The 19,855-nt window shown below is 54.9% G+C and carries 16 protein-coding genes; 7 read left to right on the top strand and 9 right to left on the bottom strand.

The annotated features are described in order from the left end of the window. The first annotated feature begins 7 nt into the window (after positions 1-7). Complete coding sequence (locus FF011L_RS20535) at positions 8-3,235, top strand: AsmA-like C-terminal region-containing protein (RefSeq protein WP_145353823.1); 3,228 nt, start codon at positions 8-10, stop codon at positions 3,233-3,235. A 3-nt stretch (positions 3,236-3,238) separates the two neighbouring features. Next, entirely contained in the window at positions 3,239-3,559 is a 321-nt protein-coding gene (locus FF011L_RS20530) for a hypothetical protein (protein WP_145353821.1), read from the top strand. An 18-nt stretch (positions 3,560-3,577) separates the two neighbouring features. On the opposite strand, the gene FF011L_RS20525 is transcribed toward FF011L_RS20530, so the two are convergent. Together FF011L_RS20525 and FF011L_RS20520 are read right to left on the bottom strand one after the other, a co-directional pair. Further along, positions 3,578-5,752: a M3 family metallopeptidase gene (locus tag FF011L_RS20525; RefSeq protein ID WP_145353819.1), complete on the bottom strand. Its 2,175-nt coding sequence runs from the start codon at positions 5,750-5,752 to the stop codon at positions 3,578-3,580. Positions 5,753-5,802: 50 nt separating this feature from the next. Further along, the gene (locus FF011L_RS20520) at positions 5,803-7,227 is read right to left on the bottom strand and encodes a class II fumarate hydratase (protein WP_145353817.1); all 1,425 of its coding nucleotides are present in this window, start codon (positions 7,225-7,227) and stop codon (positions 5,803-5,805) included. Positions 7,228-7,337: 110 nt separating this feature from the next. Here FF011L_RS20520 and FF011L_RS20515 point away from each other — a divergent pair, with 110 nt between their 5' ends. Next, positions 7,338-7,577 (top strand): hypothetical protein, encoded by a 240-nt coding sequence (locus tag FF011L_RS20515; RefSeq protein ID WP_145353815.1) that lies wholly within the window; start codon positions 7,338-7,340, stop codon positions 7,575-7,577. Positions 7,578-7,589: 12 nt separating this feature from the next. On the opposite strand, the gene FF011L_RS20510 is transcribed toward FF011L_RS20515, so the two are convergent. From FF011L_RS20510 to FF011L_RS20490, 5 genes are all read right to left on the bottom strand, one after another. After that, complete coding sequence (locus FF011L_RS20510; protein ID WP_145353813.1) at positions 7,590-9,245, bottom strand: sulfite reductase subunit alpha; 1,656 nt, start codon at positions 9,243-9,245, stop codon at positions 7,590-7,592. 22 nt (positions 9,246-9,267) lie between these two features. Beyond that, a complete protein-coding gene (locus FF011L_RS20505; RefSeq protein ID WP_145353811.1) occupies positions 9,268-10,074 on the bottom strand; it encodes a DUF4198 domain-containing protein in 807 nt (268 codons plus the stop codon). Positions 10,075-10,173: 99 nt separating this feature from the next. Further along, positions 10,174-10,704 carry a DUF2271 domain-containing protein gene (locus FF011L_RS20500; protein WP_218932771.1) on the bottom strand — a complete coding sequence of 177 codons (531 nt, stop codon included), beginning with the start codon at positions 10,702-10,704 and terminating at the stop codon, positions 10,174-10,176. 30 nt (positions 10,705-10,734) lie between these two features. Further along, on the bottom strand, positions 10,735-11,358 hold the full coding sequence (locus FF011L_RS20495; RefSeq protein ID WP_145353809.1) for a PepSY-associated TM helix domain-containing protein: 624 nt from the start codon (positions 11,356-11,358) through the stop codon (positions 10,735-10,737). Positions 11,359-11,440: 82 nt separating this feature from the next. After that, positions 11,441-12,541: a DUF1559 domain-containing protein gene (locus FF011L_RS20490; RefSeq protein WP_145353807.1), complete on the bottom strand. Its 1,101-nt coding sequence runs from the start codon at positions 12,539-12,541 to the stop codon at positions 11,441-11,443. Positions 12,542-13,202: 661 nt separating this feature from the next. Between FF011L_RS20490 and FF011L_RS20485 the strand changes: the two genes are divergently transcribed. After that, a complete protein-coding gene (locus FF011L_RS20485) occupies positions 13,203-14,090 on the top strand; it encodes a DUF58 domain-containing protein (RefSeq protein ID WP_246109539.1) in 888 nt (295 codons plus the stop codon). Further along, entirely contained in the window at positions 14,087-16,300 is a 2,214-nt protein-coding gene (locus tag FF011L_RS20480; protein ID WP_145353803.1) for a vWA domain-containing protein, read from the top strand. The genes FF011L_RS20485 and FF011L_RS20480 overlap by 4 nt, the downstream gene beginning before the upstream one ends. Before the next feature lie 154 nt (positions 16,301-16,454). On the opposite strand, the gene FF011L_RS20475 is transcribed toward FF011L_RS20480, so the two are convergent. Next, complete coding sequence (locus tag FF011L_RS20475) at positions 16,455-17,084, bottom strand: SpoVG family protein (RefSeq protein ID WP_145353801.1); 630 nt, start codon at positions 17,082-17,084, stop codon at positions 16,455-16,457. A gap of 45 nt (positions 17,085-17,129) precedes the next feature. Then, positions 17,130-18,101, bottom strand: coding sequence for a 4-(cytidine 5'-diphospho)-2-C-methyl-D-erythritol kinase (locus tag FF011L_RS20470; RefSeq protein WP_218932770.1), 972 nt, complete (start codon positions 18,099-18,101; stop codon positions 17,130-17,132). Between the two features lie 54 nt (positions 18,102-18,155). On the opposite strand from FF011L_RS20470, the gene FF011L_RS20465 reads away from it, so the two are divergent. Next, positions 18,156-18,953 carry a flagellar hook-basal body protein gene (locus FF011L_RS20465; protein ID WP_246109538.1) on the top strand — a complete coding sequence of 266 codons (798 nt, stop codon included), beginning with the start codon at positions 18,156-18,158 and terminating at the stop codon, positions 18,951-18,953. Positions 18,954-19,003: 50 nt separating this feature from the next. Continuing rightward, entirely contained in the window at positions 19,004-19,810 is an 807-nt protein-coding gene (gene flgG / locus FF011L_RS20460; RefSeq protein ID WP_145353797.1) for a flagellar basal-body rod protein FlgG, read from the top strand. Positions 19,811-19,855: the final 45 nt, after the last annotated feature.

Here is a 19,855-nt window from a genome sequence, read left to right as displayed (position 1 = left end):
ACGCGGCATGGAAGCCGAGCCCACGACCAATCAGGAGAAACGTGCTGAACGTTCGCCGCTGCGCAAGCGGAGAGGAGGCCGTTGGTTCGTTGGCGTGGTGGCTTTGCTGCTTCTGATTGTTTGGGTGATGTTGCCGGAAACGCTAGGCGAGCAATCCAGACGCTCGCTGGAAGCAAAGCTGGCAGAACATTATCAAGGACTTGACGTTCGAATCGGGAGTGGCCGATTTGTGCCATCGGAGGGTGTGGTCTTCGAAGATCTGGTCATTTCGGTGCCACAGGTCGATGGGCAATTGGTCCCGCTGCTGAAAGTCGCGCGGATCGTCGCGGAAGCCGATATCGCATGGGATAAGATTCGTGCTGGAGAGCTTCCGGTCGCTCCCCAAAGAATGCTTGTTAGCGGAGTCGAACTAAATCTTTGGGCGGAGGGTGGCAAACGAGTCTCCGTAGAACGCCTCTTTCCATTCCCACAATTCGGCCCCGGTTGCCCGTTGGTGTTGGTCCGTGATGGACGCGTGCGGTTAGTGAAAGATTTGCAGCAGCTGAATAGTGGGCTGGAATGGCAAAATATCGATGCCCGTATTACCAAGGCTGTTGCTGCCGAATCCGGGAACGAACGATTTCAGATTCGAGCGAGTGCGACAAGCAGTGTATGCGATGGGATGACAATCGCCCTCGATGGTGATGCAACGGGCTGGACGATAAGCGGGACGGCTAGCAATTTTAGGCTGGATCATCGCCAGTTGCAGCGGTTGCCAGCACGGTTTGCCAAATTGACGACTCCAGTGAATGGGATTGATTGCACCGGCGATCTTGCCTTTCGAGCAAACGGCGGCAGCGGGCAAGCACTCACCTGGGGCGTGCAAGCCGAAGTCAAGCAAGGGCGTTTCGAACATCCGACACTTCCCCTGAGCGTTCGGGAACTGCAAGGAAAACTGGTTGTTAAGGATTCCGGAGCGGTCATCGAACAGCTGCAAGGCCGTTTCAATGGTGCACTTTGCCGGCTGGAAGGGACTGTCGATCGTATCGGTTGGCCGTGTGACCTTCACTTCGACCTGACCGCCAACGATCTGATGCTGGATCAGCGACTGGCCAATGTGTTGCCTGCGGAAATGCGGCAACGATGGGAACGTCTGCAGCCAAGCGGGCGAATCGATATGACCGCCCAGTTGACGTGTCATGAAGGCATCTGGTCGAACAAGGGAAGTCTTAATAGCAAAGGGGTCTCGGTCCGCTTTGATCGATTCCCCTACCCTGTTCACGATCTGAACGGGACGGTTCAGTTCGATAACGGCCTGCTTGCGTCTCGAGAATTATTTGGAACCGTTGACGGTCAACCGATGCGTTGCGAATTGCGTTTGGCTCCGCCGGGGAGTGGGCATCCGCAGTGGTTTCGAGCAAAAGTGGACGGGACGATTGCGATTGATGAATCGCTGCTAAACGCGTTGACGCCTAGGAATCAACTCCGCTCGGATCTAGAAACGTTTATCCGCTCCCTTTCGCCGGTCGGTGGAATCCAGGTTGCTCGAGCGGAAATAGCGATCGATGCTGCAGGGAATAAAACCCAGGCGTTTGATCTGCGGGTGGACGATGCTCAGCTGAGGTATGCAGGTTTTCCATATCCGCTGTACGGGGTCGATGGGCAGATCCTGGTCAAAGATGGCGATACTCGATTGGTGAATTTTGTCGCTAAGAATGGGGATGCCGCGGCGATTCGATGCAATGGGCGGTACAGTAAATCGGATGAAGGGGGCGATCTGCAGCTTGATTTTGTGGGTGAAGAAGTTCCGCTGGACCGGACGCTCCGGACTGCCTTGTCGCCGGAAATGCGACACACATGGGATGCGCTTGCACCCACCGGTGTTGTCGAACAATTAAATGTTTCAGTGATCAATCATCCGGCGATGACCGAGCCTGCGTTAAGGGTGTGGGCTTCGCTTGATTCCCAAGCGGGGGTTTCCCATAACACGGTTAGTTTGCGTCCCGTTTCGCTTCCCTACCGACTGGATATTGTCGGGGGCGAAGTGACCTATGAAGACCACAAAGTCCGGATCGAACAATTGGATGGGCGGCACGATGGTTCGCGGTTGACCGCCAATGGGACGTGCATTGAAACAACCGATGGACGCTGGCAGTTGGCGCTTAATGTGTTAAGTGGCAGTCGCTTGACGGTCGATCCCGAATTGATTTCGTCCCTTCCTACGGAGGTGCAAGGGGCGTTTCAGAAGTTGCAACTGAGGGGGCCTGTCGGAATCAGTGGCAGCACCAAATTATTGTTGCCTGACGAAACCCATCTGACGCCCGAATCTGAATTTGATCTAAGCCTTCAGTTAGAAGGAAACCACATCGGCGACGTGGGGCCGGTTCGAGACATTCGCGGCGAAATGACTTTGGCTGGATTGCAGAACGAGAGCGGTGTTCGGGCCGACGGCGTTTTGCAGATCGATTCCCTGCACTTCCAGGAAATACAGTTGACCGGGATCCATGGGCCGATTTCGATTCGTGGGGACCAGCTTTATCTGGGAGCAAGGAACGCCGCTTTGGAGCCTGAAAGCGATTTTCAGCCGGTCGCGGGAAAGATATTTGGAGGCCAATTCACGTTGGCTGGACGGATGGGGTTGGCGACCAGCCAATACGATCTGTTTGTCTCGGTCGCCGATGCGGACGTCCCGGGAATGTTGTCTGATTTCCAAGAAGCCCCGACGGACATGACCGGCAAATTGAGTGGTGAAGTCCGTGTCGAAGGCGCCTTGGGGGCAATGCACCTGCTGAAAGGCAACGGAGAAGCTAGACTTGAGGGAGCCAATCTGTATCAAATTCCACAGATCGTCCAGTTGTTGACTCAGTTAAGGGTCACGCCTGATGAGGATGTTGCGTTCACCAATGGGACGGCCCAATTTTCGATTTCTGGCGACCAATTGGCATTTAGTCAGCTACGCTTGTGGGGGGACTTGGTTGCCTTGCATGGAACTGGAACGGTCAGTCGGCTGAAGGACTTAGATTTGACGTTCAATACCCGTGTCAGTCCCCAAACGGGTTGGGGCCGACTGGTTCGGCCGCTAGGGAACCAGCGTTACACGTTGTGGACGATTTATGTCAAAGGTCCTATCGATTCGCCTTCTATCGAACGAAGAGCATTAGACGGGGTCAGCGAGACGCTTGAACGTTTGTTCCCCGTCATGGGACGTGATGAGGGGGATGATTCAGCACGCCTTCCTTTCCCAAGGTTGCGATAAAGTATGAATATTCAACCGATTCCACCTGTCTCCGTGTCTGCGGTTGCAGGGACCCAACGCGCGGCTGCAAAATCGGGCCAGAACGATGCGACGGCTAGTGCCGCGGCTGCGGCTCAGCAAAAGGCGGAGAATCCCGGCGGGGTTGCTCAGGATATTTCGGAAATCGAAAAAGATGCACCCGCCAGTGACGGGGATGCCGATGGGCGGCAGTTGTATCAGGCAGATCACGACGGCGCCGAAGATTCAGAGGACTCTGAACCGGACCATGCCCATCGAAGTGTGAACGATGATTTCACCGGACAGCACATCGACTTCGACGCCTGAACTGCGATTTTGCCCTTCCTACTCGACGGGAAAACCGCGTTTGCGTAGGAGGGCTGCGGTGTCGACATCTCGGCCTCGGAAAGCTTGGAATCCAGCCGCCGGATCGATGGTGTCGCCGACCGACATGACGTTTTCATAAAGACGTTTGACGGTCGGTTTGTCGTAGTAACTACCCGCTTCTTCAAACGCTTCAGCAGCGTCCGCGGTTAACGCATCGGCCCACAGGTAACTGTAGTAACCGGCGGAATAACTGTCGCCCGAGAAGATGTGGGAGAACTGCGGCGTGCGGTGACGCATCACGATCGATGATGGCATCCCCAGTTCCTCAAGCGTCTCTTTTTCAAAGGCGTCTGGATCGATGTCACCGTCTGGGACAAGATGCAATTTCATGTCGACCAATGCACTTGCCAGGTATTCGACGGTTGCAAACCCTTGGTTAAAGGTTGACGCCTTCTCGATCTTGTCCAGCAAAGCTTGCGGCATCGGTTCACCCGTTTCGTAATGCACTGCAAATTTATTAAGGACTTCGGGGGTCGAAAGCCAGTGCTCGTTGATCTGTGACGGGAATTCGACATAGTCGCGGGCGACCGAAGTTCCCGCTTGAGACGGGTACTGAACGTCGGAGCAAAGCCCGTGCAGGGCATGCCCAAATTCATGGAACAGGGTGACGGCATCATCCCAGGAGATCAGCACGGTTTCGCCGTCGGCACCTTTGACAAAATTGGAGTTGTTCGAAACGATCGGGGTGATCGGTTTGTCGATGTTCTTCTGGATTCGGTAGGCCGTCATCCAGGCTCCGCTCCGTTTTCCTTCTCGGGCGTATGGATCGAGGTACCACAATCCGATCAGTTTTCCGTCTGGATCGGTCACTTCCCAAACGGTCACATCGGGATGGAAAACGGGCAGTCCGTGGACTTGTTTGAACTGCATTCCGTATAGTTCACCGGCAGCCCACATCATGCCGTCACGCAGCTTATCCAGTTGCAAATATGGTTTGACTTCGTTGAAGTCCAAGTCGTATTTGGCTTTGCGTACTTTTTCGGCGTAATAGCGATAGTCCCAAGGTTCGATCTCGATCGCTCCGGCACCCAGTTCCTCGTCGGCGATCGCTTGCATGTCGGCGACTTCCTCGGCAACACGAGCAACCGCTTTGGGCCATACCTTTAGCATTAGCTCCATCGCATTTTCGGGAGTCTTCGCCATCTGTGGTTCAAGACGCCAGTGCGCGTGCGATTTGTAGCCGAGTAGTTTTGCTCGCTGAGCTCGCAGCTTTAGGATTTCGGCGATGATTTCGTTGTTGTCATGTTCGTCACCGTTGTCGCCTCGGCTGTAATAGTTGCGCCAGACGATTTCCCGCAGTTCACGATCGGCCGAATAGGTCAAAAAGGGATCCATCGAGGAACGGGTGTTGGTGATCGCCCATTGGCCCTCTTTCCCCTTTTGTTTGGCGGCCGCTGCCATCGCGGAAACAAGACTTTCCGGCAACCCCTTAAGCCGATCTTCGTCTTCGATCCAAGTGACGAAACCGGCTTCATCAGCCAGGATGTTTTGGCTGAAATCTGTAAATAGCCGGGCCAAACGTTTGTTGATCTGCGACAGTTTGGCTTTGTCGGCGCGGTCTAGTTTGGCACCCTGACGAACGAACTGTTTGTAATAGTCATCGACCAATCGTTTCTGGGCGGTGCTCCAGTTTGGATCTGGATTGTCGAAAACCGTGGCGATTCGCTGGAACAAGGCTTGGTTTTGGGTAACGCTATCCTCGTATTCTGACAGTTTAGGGACGACGGAACGTTCGATGTCCGGGATGGGGCCCAGGTTCAGATTCGAAGACGAAACCCCAAACAGTGACTGCAGACGGTTCAGCGATTGGCCGGCTTCTTCCAGCCGAAGAATGGTGTTGTCGAACGTCGCCGGTTCGCTTTGGTTTGCGATCGCGTCGATGTCGGAGCTCGCTTTAGCGATTGCAGCATCAAAGGCCGCGTTGTAGTCGCTTGGGCGGACTTCGTTCCAAGGGGGGACGCCTCCGTAGGGGCCGGTCCATTCTTGCAGCATGGGGATCGATTCAGGCACGGGGTTTTCTTCTTTGGGCGGTGCAGCAGAAACAACAGAAGATAAAACGAATGTCAACGCAAGCGAGGTTTGAAAGCACTTGCGAATGCGAACGGCCCGTGAGCAGGGAGGGCGTTTAGTCATCAAATCATTCCTGGGGAAATAGACGGAAATAACGCTTGAGGCAGTGGGGGTTAGGCTTGCGGTTCGGTCATCGACCAAGGATCCAAAGCGTCCTTTAGGACCTGTTCATCCAAAATCCCTTTGCTGCGGCAAAGGTCGCGAATGGTTTCACCCGATGCGAAGGCCTCTTTGGCCAATTTGGCCGCGGTTTCATAGCCGATCAAAGGGTTAAGGCTGGTGACCATCGACAGGCTTTGCTCGACAGACGCCTCGCATGATTCGACGTTGGCTTCCATTCCCTCAATGCAGAATTCAACAAACGCGTCGGAACCTGCTGCCAGCAATTGGATCGATTCCAGGATCGTATGAGCCATTACTGGCATCATGATGTTCAATTGGAAATTACCGCCGGCGGCTCCTGACATCGTGATGCAGCCATCATTGCCGACGACACGAGCGGATAACTGCATCAATGATTCGCACATCACTGGATTGACTTTGCCAGGCATGATCGAACTGCCGGGCTGGCGGGTCGGGATCTGGACTTCATAGAAACCGCAACGAGGCCCACTTCCCAGCCAGCGAATATTGTTGGCCACGTTGAACAGCGTCTGGGCGATTGTCTTCAAACTACCGTGGGAATCAACGATCGCGTCCCGCTGCGCGTTCGCTTCGAAATGATTGACCGCTTCCACAAACGGAAGACCCGTTTCCGCGGCAAGTACGGCGGCAACCCGTTTGCCGAATTCAGGGTGGGTATTGATTCCGCTTCCTACGGCGGTTCCTCCTACGGGCAGTTCCATGACCGCGTCGGCGGCACGCTGGGCACGTTCGATCGATAGTTCAATCTGGCGGGCAAACCCACCAAATTCTTGGCCAAGTCGGAGCGGAGTCGCATCCATTAAGTGGGTGCGGCCGATCTTGATGACTTTGTCCCAAGCCGCCGCTTTGGCGCTCAGCGCTGTGTGCAATTTCTGCAACGCAGGAATCAGATCGGAATGGATTTGGCGACCTACCGCCACGTGGATTGCGGTGGGGAAAGTATCGTTGGTACTTTGTCCCATATTCACGTGGTCATTGGGATGAATCGGTTTTTCGACTGCCAAGCGGTCGCCACCGGCGATTTCAATGGCCCGATTACTGATCACTTCGTTTAGGTTCATGTTGCTGCTGGTACCGCTACCAGTCTGGAAAACATCGATCGGAAATTGATCGCCCAGTTTTCCTTCGGTGATTTCGCGGGTCGCCTGTAGAAGGCACTCGACAGCTTGATCGTCTAGTGGGTTTTTCCCTGATCCGGTCAGTTTGCCGAGGTCTCGGTTGGCGGTCGCACAGGCGAGTTTTACCAAGCCCATTGCTGAGATCATCGCGGCGGGCAGACGCCAGCCGCTGATCGGGAAATTCTCAACAGCGCGTTGGGTTTGAGCCCCATAATAGGCATCGGCTGGGACCTGAACGTCCCCCATTGAATCGTGTTCGGTACGGAAATCCGTCATGACTTGTAATTCGCTCTGTTCCATTGGACCGTCGGTTCTGCAGCCATTCCAGCATGGCTGCGGATACCTACTAATCTACCGCTCCAAGCCAACTTTGGGGACAGGGAGTCATGTCGCTGGCCGGTTCCGCCAGAATTGGGGAAGCCGCGCGTTCGAACTGGGGGGACGCGAAATCGATTCGTGATCGCCGTCGCTACCTTCGCCAGGCAGTGGTTCCTGCTGCCGTTATCGCCACGGACGGTACTCGTCGCGTCGCTGATTTGGCACTCCCGCTGGGAAACGGTCACTTAGTGATTGTCGACGAATTGGCTGCCTGCCCACGCTCTGGCGAGCGTTCGCTACGTGTTTGACGTGGGCGTCCCTCAGTAAACGTCGCGGCGATACCGTCCCGAAGCTAACATCCGATCGACTTCGCCATCCCCTAATGTCTCGCGGAGCACTTGGTCGACTTCCGGAGCCATCCCCTGCTGGCTGCCGCAGACGTAGATCGCTGCCCCACTCGCCACCCAGGATTTTAGTTCGTTCGCGAAACGTGACAGTTTGTGCTGAACGTAAATGCGTTCTTCTTGATCGCGAGAAAAAGCGATGTCAACACGATCCAAAACGCCTTGGTTTTGCCACTTTTCGATTTCCGATTTGAAGTGAAAATCATGCGCTGCAGATCGTTCGCCGAACAGCAGCCATAGGTCCCCCGTCGATCGGCCGCTCTGCTGGGAAGCTGAGCGGTGCTTAATGTGCCCTCGCAGTCCCGCGATGCCGGTGCCGTTTCCGATCAGGATCAAAGGGACGCTTAATTCGGGAGGATGAAAGCTGGGGTTGCTACGAATGCGTACTTGGATGGTTTGCTGCAAGTTCGCTTGTTCGCACAACCAGTCACTGCATACGCCCGTGCTTCCGTCGCTGCGGACAAATTTTCGGACGACCAATTCCAGTCGTCCGTCGGCGGGAATGGAAGCGATCGAGTAGTCCCGGTTTTTTAACGGTTGAAGTTGAAGACGATCGGCGATTCCCTGTGCTTTCAGGCCTCGGCACTCGGTAACGTCTGGAAGTTCGGATTCGGCCAGCCGTGTTCGCAAGCTGCACTCTTGACCGTTGTGGACAACGGTAGCCTGCCCGTCTTCACCTAATTGCTGCAGAAGCCCTTCGATTCGCTGGGGAGCGTGCACTGGCGTGACTTCGGCGATATCACCGGGTTGCCAGGTTTGAGGTTCGTTGCCGCGGCGTTGCAAGACGATGTGGTAGACACGCCCGCCGGGACTGCCCGGATTGAGGTGCGTTCGGTTTGCTAATTCCCAAGGTTCGCAGTGGGCGGGATGCCAGGTTGCCTGCTTGGTGGTTTGAAAGGTTTTGGATACCTGGGTTTGCCACTGTTGAAGGGCCACCGGATCGGCATTGTCGACTTCGATCAAATCGAATAACGGTTGAGCGTTTTGGTCGCACAGCCATTGATTTAAGCGATGCCCGAATGCACAGAATTGTTCGTAGGCACGGTCGCCGATCGCCAGTAAACCGAATTCTAAAGAGGCAAGGTCTACCGAATCGCCCAGAACATCGCGGACAAACGAATGGGTGTGGTCTGGGGGATCTCCTTCACCGGTGGTGCTGGCTAATAGCAGTAACCTGCCTCCCTCTTCCAGTTGTTGCCGGTTGATTTGCTCCAGTGCGACAAGGTGCGTCGCGATGCCGCCCGATCGCAATGAGTTCGCGGTCTGTTCGGCTAGTTCATAGGCGAATCCCGACTGGCTGGCGTAGGCGACCAGCACGGCTTCGCGGTCGCGGCCTGATAAGGATTCGCTAGTGCGTCGATTGGGGCGTTTGCGAAAAGACCAACGGCAGAGGCCGATATAAAGGATCAATACCCCGCATGCGATCCACCAGCGTTCCTGAGGCGGGGATGCAATCCACCAATTTCCCTTGGTGAGGGGAAGGAATAGCAGCATGACCCCGGCCAACAACAGCAACGCCGTAGCGTTGCCGATGGTGGCTGGTGAGATCTTCAGCGGGGGCTTGTCCGTCATCGGCTTGATCCAGTGACTAACGCTACTGAGGCAGGACTTCTAGCGTTCCTACGTAACTCAAGCGGCGTGAACTGGCTTCCGCAACCGTCGTTTTTTCGTCGGAGCTGGATGTTTCCAACCAGTACATGCCTGGTTCTTTCCAGGTCACGGCGAATTCGCCATTGGCGTCGGTGGTTACCAGGGTTTCTTCTTGAGCGTTGCGATAGCGAATTCCGCCTCGAATGATTTCGAATTCCAGGCCTTCCGCTGGTTTGCCTTCCACCAGGACCCGGAAGCGTGCTTCTTCGCCGGCGTACTGGTCATTGGGATGAGACAGCGAAATCAATTCAATCCCTTTGCCCGATGGTTTCAGGGCGGCGTCGTTTGGTTGCCCGTTGGTGACATAGGTTTCGACGCGGCTAAAGTTTTGAGTCACTTTCAGGTTGGTTGCATTGGCTGGAACTTCGCTGGCAAACGCGTCGACGGATCCACGCCAACGTTTGCGTTCTCCGTCGGCTTCCCAGCTTGCGAAGAGTCCGTCGTTGATGACGGAGACGCGGTAGGTGCCTTGTTGGGCTAGCTGTAGGTCAAAAACGCTGCGGTACTTTCCGGTCGCTTGGTTTTCGGCTTCGACTTGGCTGCCATCGGGGGCGGTAATGACCAAGTTGTCCAGGCGTAGCGGGAAGTGGTTGAAAAAGAATAGGTCGTTCGATACCGCGGCATCAAAGGTAACCCATGGATCATTGCCCGAGAGAACCGTTTGGGAGGGGCGAATCCAGACCTTGTGGGCCGAGGCGATTAGCGGCAAGGCAACCACAAACAACACTGCTAAGATCGATGCACGTTTCATTGTCTTTAAATCCTGTAAGGAATTGGAATCGAGGAAGTGAATCAGGCGGTCGCCTGGATGGCTTGCACTTTCTTGAAGAGTGCGGAGCGGTTGGTGGGATTAAGGCTTGATGGAAAGTTCCACCATCCCCAGTTCGCGGCTACCTTTTTTAGAGGCCTGTTGAGAGGCGGAAGCGGGCCAGGTGAACGGGATTTTGATCATCTCGCGTCCGCCAACTTCACGCACTGCTTCGACAACCAGCGTGTAATTGCCGGCAGCCAGTCCCTTTAAATGTGGATCGGAGTCGGTGAAAGTTAGAGTCTGTTTGCCGACCGGACGCGTTGCACTGGTGACGCCGTCCACGGGAACGTCCAAGGTGCGGCCCGATTTTCGCCACCACTGCCGAAGGTCTGGCAACCACTTGGTGCCATGTCCTTCTTTGCCCTCTCGCATCTGATACCAGACCGCCAGATTGCGAACGTGTTGGTTCTTGGAATCTTCGATCCAAATCCCGACGTAAGGGCGATGGTATTCCGAGACATTCAGCTGGGGAATTTCAACGCTCAGTTCCATCTCTTCGGCGTTGGAAATCGTTGCTGTCGAACCACTGCAAAGGAACAGGATCGCAGCGATATAGGCAAAGCGTTTCATGGCTGTTAAATCGGTTGAAGAAAGGGTTGGTTAGTGGATAAACAAAAAGGCCAATAGCAATGGAATGACCAGTCCCAGGCCAATCAAAGGCCATGTCCATTTCCGTTGACGGGCGTGAAGGAATAACAATCCCAGCCCGGTGAAACAGAAGACCAACGTGGCAATTGCAAAAACGTCTAGGAACCAGCTCCAGGCGGGGCCCGTGTTCCGCCCTTTATGAAGGTCGTTGAAGTAGGAAATCCAGCCGCGATCGGTTCGTTCGAATTCCAGGTCGCCGCTGACTCGGTCGATGCTCAGCCATGCGTCTCCACCAGGTCGAGGCAGCGATAAATAGATTTCGTCTTCGCTCCACTCGGCAGGCTGGGAACCGATGGAAACGGCTAGTTCGCTGCTCAACCACGCGGCAAGTTCGGCTGGTAACGGAGCGTTTTCCGGTGGGGTGTCGGGAAATGAATCGTATCGAAAGGCTTCGGGGATGCTTCGGTTTCGATTGTCGATCGAAGGTTCTACGCTGATCTGCGATGCATGGTTTAGCGTGATCCCGGTGGCCGAAAAACCGATCATTGCAACCAGGCAGATCGCAGAGCTGATCCAGTGCCAATGAATCATGGTACGCAGCCAAAAGCTGCGCCGAATTTGTCCAGGCGGATTCATGTCAGTAGGGATGTCGAAGCTCTGGGAGGCTGCTGGTCGGAGGAATTCGCAAAAACCCTCCGACCGAATGAAAGGAGGTCCGTTAGTATTCGCCCAGAACCTGGCCGTCGTTGCGGAGCATTAAGTTTAGGAAAACGCCGATGTCAACGGTCTCGCTGAGCGACCGCGAAGAACCATCACACATGCCGACATTCACGGTTCCTGAGTGGAAACTGTAGGGTTGGCTTTTGTTGGTGTGGTTCATCACGCTGTAGTTCCCACAGGTGTCGATCGTCGCTTCCCAGGCACTGGATGCCGAACAGTCCGTCGGCGTGTCCGGCATCGTCGGGTCGCCCGACGACGACAGGCCCCGATTCGATCCCGACGTATCGGCTGTTAGGTTGTCAGAAGCGTAAGCACGCATTTTGACGCCGTCCCCGCGACCTGCCCATGCAAGGCTCGCACCCCCGGTCAAGGCCGCGACTTTTCCTCGGACAAAGAGTTCGGGCGAACCGACACATTCGTAGTACATCATCGTGTTGCTTAACCCATCGGTGATGTCTCTAGCCTTACCACCTTTATTCAGCGGATTGCGATTTCGTGATCCCGAGGCGGGGGTCATCGCAGTGCTGAATTGCATTTGAGGCTCACCACTCTGGTAATACAGGGGGTGCCCGACTGGACGCAGCGCAGGGACGCGAGGGGTTGTGTAGTCCGCGACGCCAAGCGCCACGCCACTGTCTTCCACCGTCCGCGTGCCGGTCGCACTGGGGCACTGGAAAACGCTCAAAGAGGTTCCCGCTGCCACGACCAGGTCCGCTTTGTTGCTCCAGTCCGTTCCAATGCTGGCGTTGTAACCCCAGCGGTATTCACTGGAGGTCGGAATCGCGTAATTGGGATGCTTGGCTTCGTTGAAGGTGTCTGCCAAAGTCGATTGCTCGACGAAGTCGAGAATACGCCACAGCGAACCTGTTCGAGAATAAGGGTAGTGCCCAAACGTATGCTCGTGCATCGTCATTCCCAACGCGATTTGTTTCACGTTGTTTTTGCACTGCATGCGGCGTGCTGCTTCGCGGGCAGCCTGCACGGCGGGAAGCAACAACCCGACCAAAACACCGATGATGGCGATCACCACCAATAATTCGACGAGTGTAAAGCCACGGGCTTGAGAAGATGGAGACGTGGGGGAGCTAAATCGAGACATAGCCAATCAGGGGGTGTCAGAGGAAAACGAAGGACGCCTCAGGGAGAGGCGACGGCAGGGTCCCACGTGACTGGCTGGCTAAATAATGGCTGGCTGACATAGGTTGATAATGAGACTTAATCTCACTAGGGATGTTAGGTGTCGGGTATGGGGTTGTCAAGCCTTTCGCTCTGCGAAAGTAGCTTTAAGGAGGCGTTCTTTCGCGGAGGACGTGCGATTGATCGGTTGCGATTTCAACCCTGCCCATCCGAGTCTGAGTGCTGCTTTTAGACCAGCGGGACGTGAAAAGAATAAGTGAAGAAAGTCTGGCTCCCCTCGCCCTCAAGCAAGCTCCACTAGATCAAACAAAGAGGCAGAGATCACGCAATGAGCTAGCAGAGATTTCTTCCGCACCAAAGAGCTCGCTTAGGGGAGAGGGGAGCCAGACTTTCTTCACCAATTGATTGCACGTCCCGAGCAAAAGGGGACAAACGCTTGATCGACAGCCTGTGAAGCCAATGGTCTCTACCGATCGGTGCGAGGGTGGTTGGAAATGGCGATCTGCACAGAGGTCAGTCGCTGCGCGCTTCGCCCGGTGCTAAGATGGCCTTGCATTTCAGCCGCGTTTTCTGGGATTTCGCCGCTGCCTCCGCACATCCTTGTCTTTGAGCTTGAGTTCGGTATGTCCACAGTTGCCACGGAATTGCTCCCCGCCGATCTGGTGGCTCGACTGGAGCGATTGGAGTTGGTTTCTCGAAAGGTCTTTCGCGGCCGAATGAAGGGCGAGCGTCGCAGTCGTCGGAAGGGACAGAGCGTTGAATTCGCCGATTTCCGAAATTACGTCGCCGGAGACGATTTGCGGCAGATCGACTGGAATCTTTACGCACGTCTGGATCAGTTGTTTCTGAAAATGTTCCTTGAGGAGGAGGATCTCCATTTTTATGCGTTGATCGATGCGAGTGAATCGATGAACTTCGGCGATCCGACCAAGTTGCATGTTGCCAAGCAATTGGCCGCATGTTTGGGGTATATCGGGTTGTGCCGGGCGGATCGCGTCAAAGTGACGGCCTTGGGGAAGCGTGGGACGCAGGCGCCTGTGATGCGAGGCAAGTCAAATCTCTGGCGGATGTTGCAGTACCTGCAAAGTGTTCAACCGGGAGAAAACGTTTCCTTGTATGAAGGCGTGAAAGATTTCGCCCTGCGGAATTCGGGAAGTGGGATCGCCGTATTGATCACCGATTTGTTGGACAAGCAAGGCTACGAGCAAGCGTTGCGGATGCTGTTGGGACGTAGGATGGATGTCTACGTGATCCACTTGCTGGCGCCCGAGGAATTGGAGCCGCCGCTGCAAGGGGATTTAAAGCTGGTGGATAGTGAAGACGGAGATCTTGCGGAAGTGACGATTAATCGTCACTTGTTGGATCGATACCGAGAAACGGTCGAAGCATTTGTCGATACCGCGAGAGGATTTTGCAGTCGCCGTTCGATTACATACATGTTGGCTCGAACGGATATGCCGGTGGATGAAATGGTGACACGTTACTTGCGTGAACGAGGAGTCGTGCGGTGAATATTCTGCCTGCCCTGCTCCCTTGGCAATGGGTTTTGCTGGGGATGGTTCCGCTGGGAATCATCCTGCTTTACTTTTTGAAACTTCGGCGTCAGCCGATGGTCGTTCCCAGTACGTTCCTTTGGTCACGCACGATCGAGGACCTGCACGTTAATAGTTTGCTGCAAAAGTTGCGGCGAAGTTTGTTGCTGCTGTTGCAGTTGTTGGTGGTGGCGATGGCGGCGCTTGCCTTGCTGCGTCCAGGCTGGGAAGGGACCGATTCTCAAAATGAACGTCTCATTTTATTGCTTGATACGTCGGCGAGCATGCGGGCGACCGATTTAGAAGCCGGAGTCACGCGGTTTGATGCGGCCAAGAAACTGGTGCGTGATCGGATTGACCGGATGGACGATAGCGATGTCGCCATGCTGATTGCGTTTAATGATCGAGCCGAGGTGTTGCAGTCCTTTACGGCGGACCGAAATCGATTGCGTGAAGCGCTGCAGCGGGCGGTTCAAACCGATCGTCCAACCGATATTCGCGAAGCCCTGAAGGCGGCAGCCGGATTAGCGAACCCCAACCGGACCAGTGAAGCGGGAAACACCCAAGACTACCAAGTGGCCGATGCGTTGCCAGCCGATTTGTTGATCTACTCCGACGGCGGGTTTCCCAATGTGACCGATTTCGATTTGGAAAACTTGCATGCTGTTTATGTGCCGGTCGGAAGTGAAGAAGCTTCCAATGTCGGGATCGTCGCGTTTAGCGCCCAACGAAATCCTGAATCGCCTGAAACGGTCGAAGCGTTTGCTCGAATCGCAAATACCAGTAATCGTGAGCAGACGTTTAATGCCACGCTTAGCATGGATGGCGAATTTGTCGACGCGATCGAGGTCAGTATTCCTGCCGGTGAAGAAGCGGGAGCCCCTTTTCAGCTTTCCAATAGTGAATCGGCGGAGTTGAAATTGGAATTGGAGGTCTATGATGCCAAAGGGAACCCGATCGTTCCCGATGCGTTGAAAATCGATAATGTTGCCTATGCTGCGATCGCTCCGATGCGAACCGTGTCGGTTCTGTTGGTCACGACTGGGAATCGGCCTTTGGAGTTAGCGCTGCAGACCGAGGAAACCACTAAGGTTTGCCTGTTGGAGGTCGTTCCCCCGTCGTATCTCAAATCGCCGAAATATTTAGAACGTGCCAACGCTGGGCTGGACGATTTGATCATCTACGATCGAACCGCACCGGAGACGATGCCGCGAACGAATACGATTTTTATCGGATCCATCCCACCGCAGGGCTGGGAACAACTGGACGTTTCGTCGCCGGTCTTGCTGATCGACATCGATCGGACGCATCCCTTGATGCGTTTTCTTGAACTGTATTCACTGCAGATCGTTGAAGGGCGTCCCTTGGTCCCGCCCGCCGGAGCGGTCGATTTGTTGACCGCCGATAGTGGTCCCATGATGGTTCTGGCTCCGCGTTCGGGTTACCAAGACCTTGTCGTCGGATTCGAAATTTTGTCAACCGTCGATGGCGGGGCCGCCTTCAATACCGATTGGCCCGTGCAGCGGAGCTGGCCGGTGTTCGTTTTGAATTTGCTGCGTCATCTGGGAGGAGCCGTCGATAGCAGTTCGTCCCCCTCCTATCGCCCAGGCGAAACGGTATCGATGCGCGTCGACAATCGCTTGACCGACGTGCAGCTGACTGGGCCAGATGGAAAGACGGAATCGATCGCGGTTTCACCAGGAGGAACCGTGTCGATGGCAAACACCGAGCAGCCAGGGTTGTACACGCTGGAATCGGATGGCCTGTCACTAGGCGGTTTTACGATCAATCTGTTTGATAAAACGGAAAGCCAACTGCAGCGGCCTGCGGTTCGCCAGATCGGTCCGGTCGCGCAGTTTGATAACGAGTACACCGTTCCCGCCCTTCAGGATGGAAACCCGGTCAAGGATGTGATGTTAGCGATGGAAGCAGGCACGGAAACTCAAATCCTCAGTTGGTTGCAACAGGGACTGGTCCGTGTCAACGACGGTCCGGCAGCGACCGACCAGAATGTTCAAGAGGGAGATCAAATTCGAATCATCGATGAGGCGCGAGAGAACGCGATCTTGCGAGCGGATGAGGGAACGGTTGAAGTCAGCGCAAGAAGCGAATTGTGGCGTTGGTTGCTGTTGGCAGCCATCGGTTTTCTAACAGCCGAATGGGTGCTGTACACAAGACGGTTGGGATAAGCGTTGCCGCACCGCAGGGAATTCATTCCTGTCGCTGAAACCGCTTCGGGTATCTTTCCCTTTACCGGGCTAGCGGTTCAGTGATTGTCGCCTCAAAGAGCTATCGCAAGCTCTGCGGTACCTTGGTGGAGGCGTTAGCTTGAAACGGGGGCAGCTACAAAATCCCTGCGCCAAAACCATCTTGTTGGTCGTCATCTGATTTGCGTGGAGATTCTGCTCTCTCTCGCTCTTGAGGTGCCGGCCGATTCTGATCTTCGCGTCTGCGCTGGAAGTGTGGCTTCGGCGGCGATCCTTTGGCGGGCTGCGATGACGCTGAATCTTGAGTCGCAGCGGCCGGCGGCGGTTCGATGCCTTCGGTCAATACGTCTTCGATATCAAACTCGTCATCGTACCGAGACCGATAGCCCGGCTGACCGGCTCGACTCAGTTCCGCGTCCAGTTCCCGGACAACCGCTGTTTGGATTAGTTCGCGGCATTCACTGTTAATCGGGTGCGCGACATCGGCGTACAGTTTTTGTGGCGAGTCATAATCGTTCGACTGCTCGCGTCTGAATTTTGAACCGCATTGATTGCAGAAACCTGCGCGCAAATGATTCTTGTAGCCACAACGGTTGCAATGGCTTGTTAGTTTGCGGCTTGGCATCGCCACAAATGGTCCGTTGGACCCTTCGATAATTTTCAGATCTCGGACTACAAAGCAATGATCAATGGTGATCGAACAGAATGCTCTCAGGCGATCTTCTGAATCGTCCATCAATTTGATCCGCACTTCAGTAATTTCCATCGTCCGACCCTCCCTAACCGGTTGCGTTTCTGTGATCAGCAATCACTACTGTAGCGGAGTTGGCAACGGAAGTGGGGACGCCGCGAAGGAAACCGGATAACCCGCCTTCGATAATTCTGTGGCGATTCGGTTTGCGTCCGCAAGGGATTCTGCAATTCCGAAACAGGCCGACCCACTTCCCGTCAGTTGACATCCGTTCAAGCCAATGCTGCGCATGCTTTCTAATAAGTCGGCCATCGGTGGACAGATAGTCGATGCTGGTTTCCCTAAACGGTTAAATAAAAGGGAGGAAAGCTTCTCCAGAGGCCCTTTCGCCATAGTCGACAAAAGTTCCTCCGCTGAACATGGATTCACTGGCACTTGGCAGATTGAGTAGACTGCGGCGGTTGATAAGGGGTGGGGAGGAAAGCAGACCACAAAGGAAATGGGAGCCGCCAACGCCACTTCGGCCAATTGTTCGCCCCGACCGGTTGCCAAAGCGGCCGAGCCTTTGGTTAGAGGATTGCTAGCGTCGCTTCCTTCCGGCTTTGCGTCTTGATCGGTGGTTGGCCCTAAGAAGAACGGAACGTCACTTCCTATTTCCGCTGCGGTTTGCCGTATCCTTGCATCGGAGAGGGGGATTTGGCTCAGTTTGGCGACCCCTCGCAAGCTGCAGGCGGCGTTGCTGCTGGCGCCTCCCATCCCCGCTCCGGCTGGAATGGTTTTTTCGATGTGGATATCGAACCCGTGTTTGATCTGGCACCGTTGTCGGAACCGCTGGACGGCTTGATAGACCAGGTTGCCCTCCCCCTGCGGAAGATCAAGCGATCCGGCGGGCATGCCCGGTAGCTGTTGTTCCCAGGCGGCTTGCGAGGGAGACCACTGGGCGGTGACATTCAATTCCGAATCGTCTCGCCGAGTGATCGACAACTGGTCGCAGCGATCGATAGCAACCATCACCGTTTCCAGTTCATGGAACCCATCCTCGCGACGACGATGTAATTCCAGAAAAAGATTCAGTTTGGCTGGAGATTTCATTATGACCCGCTGCATCCGCTCTTGCTCCGTCGCTCGTTTAATTGATATGGACAAATGGAAGTTGTCGAAATCGGGGGGGATTCCGCTTTCCGACGAAAAATAAATATGTCCTATGGCGTCTATATGTCGGCGGCCGGTGCGAATGTTCAGAATCACCGACTGCAGGTATTGAGTAACAATTTGGCAAATGTGGAAACTCCAGGCTACCGCCCTCAAAACGCGATCCTGCAGGCTCGTTTCTCCGAAATGATTGAAGAGGGGAATATTTCGCCAGGACTGGGAGGTGCCGATGACGTGGGTGGTGGGGTGACCGCTCAGGAAGTTCAGACGCAGTTTGCGGTCGGTCCGATCCGGCAAACAGGAAATAAGACCGATTTTGCCATCAACGAGGAAGGGTCCTTCTTTGTCGTCGAAGAGGGGGACGAGCAACGTCTCACCCGAGCGGGCAATTTCCTCTTTGATGCATCAGGAAAAATGATCACTCAGTCCGGACAGCAGGTGATGGGCAAAGATGGGAAACCGATTCAAATCGATCCTCGCTTGCCCTATCAGACCTTGGACGGAGGCCGAATTGACCAGCTGGGCATTCAACAAGAATTGATGATCGCCCGCCCAAAATCGCTTGGCGATTTGGCTCACCTGGGGGGAAATGAATTCAAACCGCTTGCCGAATTTGACCTTGCCGATGCGACGGAACGTCCGGTAGTCACCGGGGCGTTAGAGCAGTCGGGGGTCAATCCGACGTCGGCGATGATGGAACTGATTGAGACCTCGCGGGTCTACGAGGCCAATGTCCGAATGATTCAAAACCAGGATCAAGTGACCGGTCAGTTGGTCTCGCGCGTTTTGTAAGTCATTGAAAACTAAATAGTAAAACACCCCGTTGTTCGAGGAACCTGACGATGAGCGTTCAAACGCTGTATACCGCCGCCACCGGTATGGATGCGATGCAAACCAAGTTGGATGTGATCGCTAATAATTTGGCCAATATCAATACGACGGGCTTCAAGAAAGACCGTGCGAATTTTGAGGACCTGCTCTACCGGCACGAGGTCTATCCGGGGGCGATGGACGCACAGCAGAATCCTACGCCGGTAGGAACCCAGGTCGGGCTGGGAGTCCGGGTGACCAGTACCCAAACCGATCAACGTCAAGGAACGCTCCAGCCTACCGGCCGTGATCTGGATGTCGCGATCCAGGGGCAAGGGTATTTGAAGGTCACCGACCCCAGTACCCAAACGCCGATGTATACCCGAGCCGGTAACCTTGACATCAACGCCAATGGTCAACTGGTGATCGGGTCGGCTCAGACTGGACGTCTGCTTGATCCGCCCATTGATATACCTCAAGACGCCACGAACGTTGTGATCAATACCAACGGTGTGGTCATGGCTCGCCTGCCTGGGCAGGTTGAACTTGCGGAACTGGGCCAGGTGCAGCTTTCGCAGTTCGTTAATCCGGATGGTCTGTTGAAAGTTGGGGAGAACATGTACCAGCAGACCGACGCTTCCGGGCAAGCGTTGGACGCAAACCCCGGCGACGATGGGTTGGGAGTCCTAAACCAGGGATATTTAGAAGCCAGCAACGTCGAACCGGTGCAGGAGTTGATCGATTTGATCACCACCCAGCGAGCCTTTGAACTGAACAGTCAAGCGGTCCAGGCCGGCGACCAGATGATGCAAACGATTTCGAACTTGCGACGATTCTAGTAACGATGTTAAGGATCAAAGTTCTGAGTGGGTGTTGTTGGTTTT

Source organism: Roseimaritima multifibrata (assembly GCF_007741495.1).
GTDB lineage: Bacteria > Planctomycetota > Planctomycetia > Pirellulales > Pirellulaceae > Roseimaritima > Roseimaritima multifibrata.
The sequence above is the reverse complement of the archived record's forward strand: the minus strand, read 5'-3'. Positions and strand labels throughout refer to the sequence as shown.

What these genes read in the sequence shown, in the direction of transcription:
- FF011L_RS20500 (WP_218932771.1), bottom strand. Translation starts at nt 10,704, where the DNA reads ATGAAACGCTTTGCCTATATCGCTGCGATCCTGTTCCTTTGCAGTGGT.
- FF011L_RS20510 (WP_145353813.1), bottom strand. Translation starts at nt 9,245, where the DNA reads ATGACGGACAAGCCCCCGCTGAAGATCTCACCAGCCACCATCGGCAAC.
- FF011L_RS20525 (WP_145353819.1), bottom strand. Translation starts at nt 5,752, where the DNA reads ATGACTAAACGCCCTCCCTGCTCACGGGCCGTTCGCATTCGCAAGTGC.
- FF011L_RS20535 (WP_145353823.1), top strand. Translation starts at nt 8, where the DNA reads ATGGAAGCCGAGCCCACGACCAATCAGGAGAAACGTGCTGAACGTTCG.
- FF011L_RS20465 (WP_246109538.1), top strand. Translation starts at nt 18,156, where the DNA reads ATGGAAGTTGTCGAAATCGGGGGGGATTCCGCTTTCCGACGAAAAATA.
- FF011L_RS20515 (WP_145353815.1), top strand. Translation starts at nt 7,338, where the DNA reads ATGTCGCTGGCCGGTTCCGCCAGAATTGGGGAAGCCGCGCGTTCGAAC.
- FF011L_RS20485 (WP_246109539.1), top strand. Translation starts at nt 13,203, where the DNA reads ATGTCCACAGTTGCCACGGAATTGCTCCCCGCCGATCTGGTGGCTCGA.
- FF011L_RS20475 (WP_145353801.1), bottom strand. Translation starts at nt 17,084, where the DNA reads ATGGAAATTACTGAAGTGCGGATCAAATTGATGGACGATTCAGAAGAT.
- FF011L_RS20490 (WP_145353807.1), bottom strand. Translation starts at nt 12,541, where the DNA reads ATGTCTCGATTTAGCTCCCCCACGTCTCCATCTTCTCAAGCCCGTGGC.
- FF011L_RS20520 (WP_145353817.1), bottom strand. Translation starts at nt 7,227, where the DNA reads ATGACGGATTTCCGTACCGAACACGATTCAATGGGGGACGTTCAGGTC.
- FF011L_RS20495 (WP_145353809.1), bottom strand. Translation starts at nt 11,358, where the DNA reads ATGAATCCGCCTGGACAAATTCGGCGCAGCTTTTGGCTGCGTACCATG.
- flgG (WP_145353797.1), top strand. Translation starts at nt 19,004, where the DNA reads ATGAGCGTTCAAACGCTGTATACCGCCGCCACCGGTATGGATGCGATG.
- FF011L_RS20470 (WP_218932770.1), bottom strand. Translation starts at nt 18,101, where the DNA reads ATGAAATCTCCAGCCAAACTGAATCTTTTTCTGGAATTACATCGTCGT.
- FF011L_RS20505 (WP_145353811.1), bottom strand. Translation starts at nt 10,074, where the DNA reads ATGAAACGTGCATCGATCTTAGCAGTGTTGTTTGTGGTTGCCTTGCCG.
- FF011L_RS20530 (WP_145353821.1), top strand. Translation starts at nt 3,239, where the DNA reads ATGAATATTCAACCGATTCCACCTGTCTCCGTGTCTGCGGTTGCAGGG.